The organism is Bradyrhizobium sp. SZCCHNRI2009 (genome assembly GCF_032485115.1).
GTDB lineage: Bacteria > Pseudomonadota > Alphaproteobacteria > Rhizobiales > Xanthobacteraceae > Bradyrhizobium.
This window is the reverse complement of record NZ_JAUEUH010000003.1, coordinates 266367-279762: the sequence shown is the minus strand read 5'-3', so window position 1 is coordinate 279762 and position 13396 is coordinate 266367. Positions and strand designations below refer to the sequence as shown.

9 protein-coding genes are annotated in these 13396 nt (G+C 67.0%); 4 read left to right on the top strand and 5 right to left on the bottom strand.

The genetic code is table 11. The annotated features are described in order from the left end of the window. Position 1 precedes the first annotated feature (1 nt). From QX041_RS13225 to QX041_RS13205, 5 genes are all read right to left on the bottom strand, one after another. Positions 2–781 (bottom strand): TIGR02186 family protein, encoded by a 780-nt coding sequence (locus tag QX041_RS13225; protein ID WP_315717942.1) that lies wholly within the window; start codon positions 779–781, stop codon positions 2–4. Next, entirely contained in the window at positions 778–1704 is a 927-nt protein-coding gene (locus tag QX041_RS13220) for a sulfite exporter TauE/SafE family protein (protein WP_316165584.1), read from the bottom strand. The genes QX041_RS13225 and QX041_RS13220 overlap by 4 nt, the downstream gene beginning before the upstream one ends. Positions 1705–1857: 153 nt before the next feature. After that, on the bottom strand, positions 1858–2691 hold the full coding sequence (locus QX041_RS13215; RefSeq protein WP_316165583.1) for a hypothetical protein: 834 nt from the start codon (positions 2689–2691) through the stop codon (positions 1858–1860). Positions 2692–2847: 156 nt separating this feature from the next. Then, entirely contained in the window at positions 2848–6369 is a 3522-nt protein-coding gene (locus QX041_RS13210; RefSeq protein WP_316165582.1) for a hypothetical protein, read from the bottom strand. Between the two features lie 188 nt (positions 6370–6557). Next, entirely contained in the window at positions 6558–7145 is a 588-nt protein-coding gene (locus tag QX041_RS13205) for a PadR family transcriptional regulator (protein WP_315717938.1), read from the bottom strand. A gap of 137 nt (positions 7146–7282) precedes the next feature. Between QX041_RS13205 and QX041_RS13200 the strand changes: the two genes are divergently transcribed. The 4 genes from QX041_RS13200 to QX041_RS13185 all read left to right on the top strand — a co-directional run bounded on the left by QX041_RS13200 (position 7283) and on the right by QX041_RS13185 (position 13276). Further along, a complete protein-coding gene (locus tag QX041_RS13200) occupies positions 7283–7681 on the top strand; it encodes a nuclear transport factor 2 family protein (protein WP_315717936.1) in 399 nt (132 codons plus the stop codon). Between the two features lie 129 nt (positions 7682–7810). Further along, entirely contained in the window at positions 7811–9601 is a 1791-nt protein-coding gene (locus QX041_RS13195; RefSeq protein ID WP_315717935.1) for an acyl-CoA dehydrogenase C-terminal domain-containing protein, read from the top strand. 83 nt (positions 9602–9684) lie between these two features. Beyond that, entirely contained in the window at positions 9685–10893 is a 1209-nt protein-coding gene (locus QX041_RS13190) for an acetyl-CoA C-acetyltransferase (RefSeq protein WP_315717934.1), read from the top strand. A 169-nt stretch (positions 10894–11062) separates the two neighbouring features. Continuing rightward, positions 11063–13276 (top strand): 3-hydroxyacyl-CoA dehydrogenase NAD-binding domain-containing protein, encoded by a 2214-nt coding sequence (locus tag QX041_RS13185; RefSeq protein ID WP_316165581.1) that lies wholly within the window; start codon positions 11063–11065, stop codon positions 13274–13276. Positions 13277–13396 lie beyond the last annotated feature (120 nt).

Here is a 13396-nt window from a genome sequence, read left to right as displayed (position 1 = left end):
ATCAATCCCGACGGAACACGATCGACGCCATCCATCCCGTCATCAGCGCCATCGCGGCGGTGACGAGGCCGTAGACGAAGCCGCTCTGCCGCGCCGAGTTCGCGACGAACTGCTCGAAGCCGACCTTGACGATCTCGAACGCGGTCTCCGTCTTGGTGACCAGCGCGCCGTCGGCGAGCAGCTTGATCTCGACCTCGTAGGTGCCGATCGGCACCGCAGCGGGGAGCGGAATGCCGGTGCGGAACAGCGTCGGCGTGAGGAAGGTCACCGCGGACGTATCCTCGCGGTACAGGCCGTGCTGCGATTGCAGCCGCACGAAGGCGCTGCGGAACGCGTCGTTCGGGACCACGTCGGCATAGTCGGGACCGACGCGCTGGGTCAGCAGCACGTTGTTGAGTCCGAGCTGCTGCCGGCGCAGCACCTCGGGCGCGGCCATCGCATCGAACTGGCGGTTGGCGAACAGCGCCAGATAGCCGGGCACCTTGAGGAACTGGCGCGAGTCGGTGTTGATCCAGATGCCGAACTTGCGCTCCTTGCGCCGCGTCACCATGTCGGCCCGCGGGCCCCGGACGGTGACGACGAGGTCATAGGCGGTGCGACCCGGCGGGGTCTGGGTGTCCTTCTCGACCGAGCCGAACAGCACCAGCTCCTCCCCGGAATAGTTCGGCGTCACCGTCACGCGATGGTTGGAGACCGAGACGATCAGCCGCTCGGCGCGCGCCGATGCGGCGCCGGCAAGCAGCAGCATGAAGGTGAGGCTGGCGAGGCGGAGCGGCGTCATCTGCTGATCTCGGTCTCGCGGATCGTGAACGGGTCGTCGGGCTTGATCACGAGCTCGATCGCGAACCGGATGCCGACGGCGAGGATCAGCAGGCCGAGCAGCAGCCGCAGCTGCTCGCCGCGGATCATCTGGCCGGCGCGGGCCCCGAACTGCGCGCCGGTGACGCCGCCGACCATCAGGATCAGCGCCAGCACGGCGTCGACCAGATGATTGCTCATCGCGTGCAGCATGGTCGCGATCATCATGGTCGCGAGCGTCAGGACCATCGAGGTGCCGATGACGGTCGAGGTCGGCACGCGCAGCAGGTAGATCAGCAGGGGCACCAGAATGAAGCCGCCGCCGATGCCCATCACGGCGCCGAGGAAGCCGATGATGAGGCCGATGGCGATCACCGGAATGACGGAGACATAGATCTTCGAGCGCTTGAAGCGCATCTTCAGCGGCAGGCCGTGGATCCAGACATGGCTGCCCGGACGCCGCACGGTCGCGACCGCGCCCTGGCGCGCGCGCATCATCGCCCGCAGACCCTCCCAGAACATCGTGCCGCCGACGCTCGTCAGCAGGACGACATAGGACAACGCGATCATCAGATCGAGCTGGCCGAGCGACCGCAACAGGGTGAAGGTGGCGACGCCGAGTCCGGTGCCGAGCGAGCCGCCGATCATCAACACCGCGGCCAGCGAGGGATCGATGGCGCGCCGTCGCCAATAGGACAGCGCCCCGGAGAACGAGGAGGCGGCGATGTGGCTGGAGACCGAGGCGACCGCGACCGCGGGGGTGATGCCGACGAAGATCAGGAGCGGCGTCATCAGGAACCCGCCGCCGATGCCGAACATGCCGGAGACGAAGCCGACGGCCGCGCCCATCGCCAGCAACAGGAAGATGTTGACCGGGATGTCGGCGATCGGAAGATAAATCTGCATCCGCGCGGCCTCTGCGATCCTTCGAGCGAGCATCCCGCGCATGCGACGCAGGATGCCGAACTCCTGCATAACCGAAAATGGCAGCGAAGGGATCAGTCATTCCCGCCCAAAGTGACATCCACCGGCGCCGAGCGTGGGGGTCTGGCCGCTCCGTCAAAGGGCCTTGAGCGGCGCGGTCACCAGCCTCATGGCCTCGGCATCGCCCGGATCGAGCCAGCGGATGTCGCGGGTCTGCGACATCGCCTCGATGACCTGCGACGATACGCCCATGCGCGTCATGTAGCCGAGGATGGCGCCGGTGACGCGCTGGGTGTCGGCGACCGCGTCGGCGCCACGGGCCTCCGACGTGAAGCGGTGCACGCCGAGCGCCGAACCATCGAGGCCGTAGCGGGTGTGCCCGCCGGCAAAGGCGAACACGCAGGCGCTGGCGCAGAAGCCCGGACGGATGCGGCCGGCATTGTCGGCCACGCCGACGGCGGTAGCGAGTCCGTGGGCGCGGATGACCTCGCCCATCAGCACCCCCTGGTCGAGGTTGCCGCCGGGCGAGGACAGCAGGATCACGTCGCCGGGCTTGAGACGGGCCTCGCTGATCCGCTCGCGCAGCCAGCCGGCCGCCGCTGGTCCGATGGGGCCGCTGACGGCGAGCACGGTGCGCCTGTCGCCCAGCCCGGCAAGCGCGGGGTCGGCGACCAGCGCCGCCGACAGACTCGGCGAGATGTACTGATCCTTCCAGAACGCCCAGGCGTCGGGTCGCGACAGGTCGCGGTAGGCGCGAATGCCTCCGCCGAGCACGATTGCAACGAAGAAGATGACGGAAGCCAGCCGGCGCCATCGGAACGCCGCAGGATAGCCGTCGGTCACTTGCTGCATTCGTTGGCGAGGAGGCGGAGCAGCGGCGACGTTCGCCGTGGTCCGCGGCGGCACGCGGGGGCCCGTCGGCGACTGCAGGAAGCGCCCGCCGTCCTGTTGGTCGTTCCCCGCCGACACCCGTCGATGCTCCCTCGCGGCGCTCGTGATGATCCGCCGCGACAACCTATATCGATTGACCGCGCGACACTATGGCGGCGCGATCGCAAGCCGGGAGGATTTTTCAGGCTGCGCGCGGACGCGCGTCCATGTCGAAAGAGGGACGCTATGCCCGTGTCAGCGCGGCGCCGTCGCAGCCGCGCGCTTCGCCAGCGCCGCCTTGGCCGCGGCTGCCTTGGCGATCGCCTGCGTGCCATCCCAGCCGCCGACGGGAGCCGGCACGTTCACGGCGTCGTCGGGCTGCGGTTCGACCGTGAAGGTCTGGATCGCGAGCTTGGCCGCGGCGAGCGACTGGACATCGAGCCGCTTGGCGACATCGTCGCGCTTGCGCCCTGCGTCGACGTCACCCTGCGCTGCGGCCAGGGTGAACCATTTGTAGGATTCGGCGAGGTTCTGTTCGACGCCGATGCCACGGGCATAGAGGATGCCGAGGTTGAACTGGCTATCGGCGACGCCGCGCTCGGCGGCCTTGCGGAACCATTGCGAGGCGCTCTTGTAGTTCGCGCCCTTGCCGCCGCCGTCGGCGTCCAGCACGGCGAGATTGTGCATTGCCTTGGCGTTGCCGCGCTCGGCGGCGACCACGTAGTAGCGGCGGGCGATGTCGGCGTCCTTCTTCACGCCGAGACCCTTCTCGTAGAAGGTGCCGAGACGGAAGACCGCCGGGATCAGCCCCGCCTGCGCGGCGCGGTCATACCACTTCGCGGCTTCCTCATAGTTCGCCGCGACGCCCTTGCCCTCGGCAAAGCGCACGCCGACTTCGTAGGCGGCGGTCGGATCACCCTTCAGGGCGGCGTTGCGCAGCGCCAGTCCGCCGATGGCATCGGGCAGCTTCTCGGAGGCGGGCACCTGCACCAAACCGAGCTTCTGGCCGTTGGCAGCGGTTGGGATCGTGCCGGTGACATCAGTGGGGACGGCAGCAGGTAATGTGGCTGGCTTTTCGACGTCCTGCGGGATCGCGAGCATTGCGATCGTCTCCGCTTCGCTCGGCATGGCCCGATTGTAGGACTGACGGTCGATCGGCGTCGGCGACGTCAACGACGGCACGCTCTGGTCGGGCGTCGTCGGCCGCGGCGACAGGTTCGGCGAGGCCGACGGCATCTGCGCGCGCGGCGCCTCGCCCTGGGTTTCCATCGGCGAGATCGGTGGCGGCGTGCTGCCGCTGTCGAGCAGCGACATCGCGAATTTGAAAGTGCCGAGCACGATCACGACGACGCTGGCCCCGACCAGGAGCGAGCGGATCTTCGACCCGATGGTCGAGACTTCCTCGTCACCCTCGGCGGTGAGAGCGAACGTCGGCTTGTCCTTGGGTTTGGTCTTGGGCTTGACAGCGTCGCTGGCGACGTCCTTGGGGAGGTCTTTCGGCGGTTCCTTGGCCTTCTCCTTCGGCTTGTCCTTCTTCGCCTTCTTGGCGTCCACGGGCTGTGCAGCCGCCGCGGCCTGCGCCGCGCGGCGCGCAGCCGCGATGAAGCTCGACGTCGACACCGGCTCCCGCTTGCCGGCGGGAAGCTCGCTCAGCGCATCCTCGGACGCGGCGATCCGCTCGGCGGGCGATGCGGTCCGGCCAGGCGGACGGGTGCCGGGTTCGAGCGGATGATCCGGCGGCAGCTCGGGGACGATGACGGTCGGGCGGGGCGCCTGTGCTGTGTGCGGCTCGAGGATGTCGGCGATCGCCTTCGGCGGAATCGGCGGCGGCATGGTGGCCGCCGTCGCCTGCGCGGCGTGGAAGTCGCGCGAGGCGGCCGCGAACGCCTGTTGACCCGCGGCCGGAGCGACAATCTGTCCCGCTGGCTGCTCGGCCGCCGGATTGGGCAGCTCAGGCCGGTAGGCGGGCTCTGGCCTGGCCGGCTCGGCAAAGGCCTGGGGCGCCGGCGCGCGTGCGGCCGGCATCGGCGACTCGATTGGCGGTGCCAGCGGCGGCAGCGCGGCCGGCGGGCTCGCGGTGGCGCGCACATTGCGCAGGTCGCCTTCGATCATGGCGAGGCGGTCGACGACGTGCCCCAGCGTGTTGTGGACGGCCTCGAGCGAGTCCTGGGTGTTGCGGTCGGTCTCGGTCTGGCTGAAGCGGATGTCGGACAGCTCGCGCTTGACCATGTCGATCAGGCCGCCGTCCTGCGACGTTTCGCGCTGCGACCGGCTCTCCGCCAGCGCTGCGAAGGTCGCCTGCTGCCGTTCGAGATAGCGCAGGATGTCCTGCAGGCCGTCCTCGACGCGGGTCATGTTGCCGCCGCGCGGGTCGTTGGCGGCCTCGAGCCGCTCCAGCAGATAGCTGATCCGCTGTTCGAGATGGGTGATCGCCGATGAGCCGTCGTTGCCGACCTGCAGGCGGTCGATGCGGTCGGACAGGCCGCGCAGCGCGTCCTCGATCTGGGCAGTGTGGTCGGGCGCGGCCGCCGGCGGCTCGCGGCTTTCCAGGGTCGAGGTCAGCGCGGCAATGCGCTGTTCGAGCGCCGCAAACGACTCGTGGAACGAGTCGTGATTGTCGCGCGCCTGTGTGACCTGGTCGACCTTCGACGACAGCTGGCGGAGATCGTCCGACAGTCGTTCCAGCGCGTCGTTGGAGGCGACATTGGCGACGATCGCACGCAGCGCCGCGATGGCGCTTTCGAGCTGCTGCACGGTGCCAGGGTCGTCATTGGCGCGTAGGATCAGGTCGAGCTTGGCGCCGAGATTGCGGATCGCCTCGTCATAGACGGCGAGCTGCTCGGCAGGCTTCAGCGAGCCGACGACCTCGCGGATGTCGGTCAGCGCGCGCTCGATCCCGGCCAGTGCGTGGCCGTCGACGCCGGTGTTGCGGTTCTCGTCGATACGGCGCGACAGCGAGCGAATCTCGTTCTCGATCGACTCGATCGCCCGGCGCGGCATCGCCTCGGTGATGGCGTGACGAATTTCGGAGAGCTCGTTGCGGAAGCCGGCGATCGACTGCTCGATGCCGTCGTCGGGGCGATGCAGCGCCTCGATCTGGCTCGTGATCTTCAGCAGATGGCGTTCGAGCAGCGAGAAATCGGGAGTGGGGGCTGCCGGTTGCGGCGGCGTCAGCGGCGCGCTGATCGGTGTCATCAGCGGCGCTGCTGCGGATGCCATGGCAGGCGCGGTCGGCGGTGCCTGGTGCGGCGGCAGCGGGCGCGCATTGTCGAGCTCGCTCTGGCGGGCGCTGATCTCGGCCACGGCCACGTCGAACGAACCCGCGCTGAGCGGCTGGGCGGGCCGGTAGAGCTGCGCAGCGGCGCGCTCGACGCCGTCAGGACCACGATAGCGGTCCTCGGTGTCCGGCTTGCGCAGCGGCGTCGAGATCTGCGACAGGCGGGCGTCGAGCCGCGAGATCGCGTCGTTCAGCTGACGCGCGACGCCCTGCTCGTCGCGTGGCCCATCCTTGCGCGCGACGGGGCGCGACATTTGCTCGATCTGCCGTGCGATGGAGTCGAGCCGCTGATGGATGTCGGTCACCTCGCGGGCATCGCGGCTGACGGTCGGCGTGCTGCGTGGCGCGGGGCTGCCGCGGAAATCGGGCGGGGTCGATGCGCCGAGCGTGGAGTTGATCCAGTCGTTCAGCGTCATTCCGGCGCGTTGCGCCGCGGCCTCGGCCCTCTCGCGGACGGACGGGTCGATGCCTTCATTACTCCACGGTACGCGCGAATTCATGTCTCGTCCGGTTCCGCTTCCAGCGCTCCACCAAGCGCCTCCAGCCTCCCCACGCGTCCCGGACATGAACATGAACGGGTCCGCGCAGATCGTCTGCTCCAGGTCCCGACTTTTGACTTTTACGGTAAATAACGCGTTAAGTTTACCGCCGGCGCGGCCAGAAGTTTTGCCCTATCAAACGGCGGGTATCAGCCGGCATTTTCACGCGATGATGGATCGAGCGGCCGCACGCTGCTCGCGCCGGATATCGTCGACAGCGCGGTGATCGCTTCCTCGCACCATTCCGCCACCATGCGTTCGTGGCGCAGGCCGAGACGCAGGTTGAGGAGCTTGCCCATATCGGCCGGGGCCACGTTGCCGTCCGCATAATGCTTCTTGAGGATGCGATCGTAGCGCTCGGCGCGGTCGCGATGATGCTCGAGCCGCGCCATCAGGTCGGCCCGGATCGGCCCGATGTCGGCGGCGCCCAGTGCATAGAGCCGGACGAGAAGATCGTCCTTCGTCGAGGCCGGCGTGCTCGGCCGCGCCGCCCAGCTGCGAAACGCCGCGCGGCCCTCCGCGGTCAATGTGTAGACCAGCTTGTTGGGCTTGCCGGTCTGCACCACCTCGCGCCCCTGGATGTAGCCGCGGTCGCGCAGCCGCGACAGCTCGCGGTAGATCTGCTGGTGGTCCGTCTTCCAGAAGAAGCCGATCGAGGAGTCGAACGTCTTGGCGAGCTCGTAGCCCGTCATCGGATGTTCGGTGAGGCAGGCGAGGATGGCGTCGCCGAGGGCCATGGCCGGAAACTGCTCCCGTTTTTCTGATCGTGTTCTGCCCCGCTCCACGCTTGACATTATGCACACTAGCGCATATGCGTCAATGTGCATATGGGGTGGTTGTGGTGCTGGCCTGTTCCGCCCCGAGGAGACGCCCAATGACAATGACCGGCCTCGATGGATGGTACGGCTACATGAGGTCTCACGATCTCGGCGCTTTGCGGGAGCTGCTGCATCCCGACGCCGTGTTCGAAAGTCCCGTCGTGCACACGCCGCAACGCGGCCGCGACATTACCTTCAAATATCTCGCGAGTGCTGAGAAAGTCTTAGGCGGTCCCGGATTCAAGTATGTCGGGGAGTGGCGTAACGCCACAGGCGCCGTGCTCGAATTCGAGAACGAGATCGAAGGGATCAAGCTCAACGGCGTCGATATCATCAGCTTCGACGACGCCGGTCTGATCACACATTTCAAGGTCATGGTGCGCCCGCTCAAGGCGATCAATTTGCTGCACCGCCTGATGGGCGAACAGCTCGCCGCCATGAGCAAGCCGTCGTGACGCGACCGACAGTCGCAAACTAACGGCTGCCGCAAGCCTTGAGAAATCGCTACAGTCCGCGGCCTGCATTGCCTGCCGCGTCCGTGGAATTCCCCGTCTGAAACTTCAGCCTTCCTGCCGGAGACGCCAATGCCGATCTACAAAGCCCCCGTGGAAGATGTCACCTTCCTGCTCAATGACGTGTTCCAGATCGACCGCTACGACAATCTGCCGGGATTCTCCGATGCTTCGGCGGATGTCCGCGAGGCGATCCTCGGCGAAGCCGCCAAGCTCGCCGAAGAGGTGCTGCATCCGCTGAATCGCGTGGGTGATCTCGAAGGCTGCAAGCGCCATGACGACGGCAGCGTGACCACGCCGAAAGGCTTCAAGGACGCCTACAAGCAGATCGTCGAGGGCGGCTGGCTCGGCCTGTCGGCGCCAACCGAATATGGCGGGCAGGGCCTGCCGGTGACGCTCAGCCAGACCGTCAACGAATTCCAGTGCTCCGCCAACATGGCGTTCTCGATGTATGGCGGCCTCACCATGGGCGCCACCGCCGCACTCATCGTGCATGGCAGCGAGGAGCAGAAGAAGACCTACGTGCCGAAGATGGTCGCCGGCGAGTGGACCGGCACCATGAACCTCACCGAGCCGCATTGCGGCACCGACCTCGGCCTGCTCCGCACCAAGGCGGTGCGCCAGGCCGACGGCAGCTTCAGGATTTCCGGCACCAAGATCTTCATCTCGGCCGGCGAGCACGACTTGGCTCCCAACATCATCCACCTCGTGCTCGCCCGCATCGAGGGCGCGCCGGCCGGCATCAAGGGCGTGTCGCTGTTCGTGGTGCCCAAGTTCATGGTCAATCCCGACGGCACGGTGGGTGCGCGCAACGGCGTCACCTGTGGCTCGATCGAGCACAAGATGGGCATCCACGGCAATTCGACCTGTGTGATGAACTACGACAACGCCACCGGCTGGCTGATCGGCGAAGAGAACAAGGGCATGCAGGGCATGTTCGTGATGATGAACGAGGCCCGGCTCGGCGTCGCCGTGCAGGGGCTCGCGCAGTCCGAGGTGGCCTATCAGAACGCGGTCGCCTATGCGCGCGAGCGCATCCAGGGCCGCTCGCTGACTGGGCCCAAGGCGCCCGACAAGGCCGCCGATCCGATCATCGTGCATCCCGACGTGCGCCGGACCCTGCTGTCGATCCGCGCCTTCAACGAGGCCGCGCGCGCCATGGTGGTGTGGACCTCGCTGAAGAGCGACGTCGCGCACCGCTCGCAGGACCCGAAGGACCGCCAGGCCGCCGACGACCACATGGGCCTGATGACCCCGGTCATGAAGGGCTACATGACCGACATGGGCTTCGCCAACGCGGTCCAGGCGCAGCAGATGTATGGCGGCCACGGCTACATCGCCGAGTGGGGCATGGAGCAGTTCGTGCGCGATGCGCGCATCGCCATGATCTACGAAGGCGCCAACGGCATCCAGGCGCTGGACCTCGTCGGCCGCAAGCTGCCGCGCGACGGCGGCCGCGCCGTGATGGCCTTCTTCAACGAGGTCGGCTCGTTCGCCAAGGAGCAGGGCGGCAACGATGCGATGAAGCCGTTCGTAGCCCCGTTGTCGACCGCGCTCGGCCATCTGCAGCAGGCCACCACGTGGCTGATGCAGAACGCGATGACCAAGCCGGACAATGCCGGCGCCGCCGCGACCGACTACATGCATCTCTTTGCGCTGGTCACCTTCGGCTACATGTGGGCGAAGATGGCGAAGGTGGCGCAGGACAAGATTGCGGCCGGCGACGGCTCGACCTATCTCACCACCAAGCTGGTGACGGGTCGCTTCTTCATGGAGCGCGTGCTGCCCGAAACGGCGGCGCATCTCGCCCGCCTCCAGGCCGGTTGTGCGACCGTGATGGAACTGCCGGCGGAAGCCTTCTGAGGATCAGACGAGAGCCGGTGCGCGCCGCGCGCCGGCTCCGTCGTCAATGCGAACAACAAATCTGACCAGATGAGGAGGGCGTGATGCCTGAGGCCTTTATCTACGACCACGTACGGACTCCCCGCGGCCGCGGCAAGGCCGACGGCAGCCTGCATGAGGTGACCGCGCTCGCGCTTGCCACCGTGCCTTTGAAGGCGCTGAAGGACCGCAACAACATCCCCGAGGACGCGGTTGACGACGTCGTGCTCGGCGTGGTCGATCCGGTCGGCGAGGCCGGCTCCGACATCGCGCGCTTCGCCGCGCTGAATGCGGGTCTCGGCGATGCCGTTCCGGGCATTCAGATCAGCCGCTTCTGCGCCTCCGGCCTCGACGCCGTGAACTTCGCCGCGGCGCAGATCATGAGCGGCCAGCATGAGCTGGTCATCGGTGGTGGTGCGGAATCCATGAGCCGCGTCGGCATCGGTGCGTCCGGTGGCGCTTGGCCGATGGATCCGTCGATGGCGGTGCCGTCCTACTTCATGCCGCAGGGCGTCTCGGCGGACCTGATCGCGACCAAATACGGCTTCTCGCGCGACGACGTCGACGCCTATGCGGTGCAGAGCCAGCAGCGCGCGGCGAAGTCCTGGGAGGAAGGCCGCTTCGACAAGTCGGTCGTGCCGGTCAAGGACATCAATGGCCTGACCATCCTCGCCAAGGACGAGCACATGCGTCCCTCGACGACGATGCAGTCGCTGGCGCAGTTGCAGCCGTCGTTCGTGCAGATGGCGCAGATGGGCGGCTTCGATGCGGTGGCGATCCAGTCGCATCCGGAGATCGAGCGCGTCAATTACGTGCACCACGCCGGCAACTCTTCGGGCATCGTCGACGGCGCCGGTGCGGTGCTGCTCGGCAGCAAGGAGGCAGGCGCGAAGTACGGCATGAAGCCGCGCGCGAAAATCCGCGCCTTCGCCAATATCGGCTCGGAGCCCGCGATGATGCTGACGGGCCCGGTTGACGTTACCGAGAAGCTGTTCGAGCGCTCGGGCATGAAGAAATCCGACATCGATCTGTTCGAGCTCAACGAGGCGTTCGCCTCGGTCGTGCTGCGCTACATGCAGGCGTTCGAGATCGACAAGGACAAGATCAACGTCAATGGCGGCGCGATCGCGCTCGGCCATCCGCTGGGCGCCACCGGCGCGATGATCCTCGGCACCGTGCTCGACGAGCTCGAGCGCACCGGCAAGGCGACCGCGCTGGTGACGTTGTGTATCGGCGGCGGCATGGGCACCGCGACCATCATCGAGCGGGTGTGACGGTGTGCTCCCTCCCCCCCTTGCGGGGGAGGGGCGGGGAGGGGGGTGCCACGCGCTCCACTGCCCGTGAGGACCCCCACCCCCGACCCCTCCCCGCAAGGGGGAGGGGAGACGAAACATCGGGGCTGACGCAGCACAGACGCGCCCCTGCCAAATCTGGGAGCACCACATGGCCTTCAAGAACTTCAAACTCGAAACCGATGCCGACGGCATTGCGCTGATCACCTGGGACATTCCGGGCCGTTCGATGAACGTGCTCGACGAGACCTCGGCGATCGAGCTCGAGACCATCGTCAAGGAGACGACCGCCGACGCTGCCATCAAGGGCGTCGTCATCACCTCGGCCAAGGAGGCGTTCTGCGCCGGCGCCGATCTGTCCATGCTGGAAGGCATGAACCGCACCTATCTGGACGTGCTGAAGAGCAAGGGCGAGGAAGCCGCCAACCAGATGCTGTTCGACAACAGCCGGCGCTTCTCGCAGATCTACCGGGCGATGGAAACGTCGGGCAAGCCGTGGGTCGCCGCGATCAATGGCCTCGCGCTCGGCGGCGGCTTCGAGCTGACCCTGGCCTGCCACCATCGTGTCGCGGCCGAGAACCCGAAGACCCGGCTCGGCCTGCCCGAGATCAAGGTCGGCCTGTTCCCGGGCGCCGGCGGCACCCAGCGCGTGCCGCGCATCGTGCAGCCGCAGGACGCGATGAACCTGCTGTTGAAGGGCGAGGCGCTGACGCTCGACAAGGCCAAGGCCATGAAGCTGGTCGATGCGATCGTGCCGGCGGCCGACCTCATCAAGGCCGCGAAGGATTGGATCAAGGGCGGTGGCAAGGCCGTCGCACCGTGGGACGAGAAGGGCTTCAAGCTGCCCGGCGGCCCGGTGTTCTCGAAGAACGGCATGATGATGTTCCCGGCCGGCAACGCCATCTATCGCCGCGAGACCTACGACAACTACCCGGCCGCGCGCGCGATCATGAGCTGCGTCTATGAAGGCCTGCAGCTGCCGATCGATGCCGCGCTGCGCGTCGAATCGCGCTACTTCACCAAGATCCTGCGCTCGAAGGAAGCGGCGGCGATGATCCGCAGCCTGTTCCTGTCGATGCAGGAGCTCAACAAGGGTGCGCGCCGCCCGGCGGACGTGCCGGCGACCAAGATCAAGAAGATCGCCGTGATCGGCGCCGGCTTCATGGGCGCCAGCGTCGGCTACGTCTCGGCCCGCGGCGGCCTCGAGGTCGTGCTGATCGACCGCGATCAGGAGAGCGCCGACAAGGGCAAGGCGCATGCGCAGAGCGTGATCGACGGCCTGGTCAAGAAGGGCCGCGCCAAGCCGGGCGAGGCCGAGGCGATCATGGGCCGCATCACTGCGACCGCGGACTACGCGGCGCTGAAGGAATGCGATCTCGTCATCGAGGCCGTGTTCGAGGACCGCAAGGTCAAGGCCGAGACCTACGCCAAGGCGCAGGCCTATCTGAAGGACGGCGCGATCTTCGCGTCGAACACCTCGACCCTGCCGATCACCTCGCTGGCCGAAGAGTTCAAGGACCAGGGCCGCTTCATCGGCATCCACTTCTTCTCGCCGGTCGAGAAGATGATGCTGGTCGAGATCATCATGGGCAAGAACACCGGCGACGTCGCGCTGGCGACCGCGCTCGACTACGTCCGCGCCATCGGCAAGACGCCGATCGTGGTCAACGACTCCCGCGGCTTCTTCGCCAATCGCTGTGTGATGCGCTACATCGCGGAAGGCAACGAGATGTTCCTCGAAGGCGTGCCGCCGGCGATGATCGAGAACGCCGCCAAGATGGCCGGCATGCCGGTCGGCCCGCTGTCGCTGTCGGACGAAGTCGCGCTCGATCTCGGCCTCAAGATCATGAAGGCGACCGAGCATGATCTCGGCCCCAACGCGATCAACCAGGACCACAAGAAGCTGATGGTCGAGCTGGTCGAGAAGCAGGGCCGCTTCGGCCGCAAGAACGCCAAGGGCTTCTACGACTATCCCGAGAAGGGCAAGGGCCAGAAGAGCCTGTGGCCGGAGCTGCCGTCGTTGCAGCCGAAGCATCTCGATCCCGACACGCTCGATGTCGAGGAGCTGAAGCAGCGCTTCCTGGTGGTGCAGGCGGTGGAAGCCGCGCGCACCGTCGAGGACCACGTCATCACCGACGTGCGCGAGGCCGATGTCGGCTCGATCTTAGGGTTCGGCTTCGCGCCGTTCACCGGCGGCACGCTGTCCTACATCGACTTCATGGGGACGAAGAAGTTCGTCGAGCTGTGCCACAAGTTCACGGCGAAGTACGGCTCGCGCTTCGCCCCGCCGAAGCTCTTGGAGGAGATGGCCGCCAAGGGCGAAACCTTCTACGGCCGCTTCCCGCCGAAGAAGGCGGCGGCTTGAGACCGGAATGCTAGGCGGAAGCGAGCCGCGCTTGCTGTCCATTCCCTCCCCCCTTGTGGGGGAGGGTTAGGGAGGGGGGTAGCCACAGGCACCAGCGCTTGTGGCTACCCCCCTCTCTAT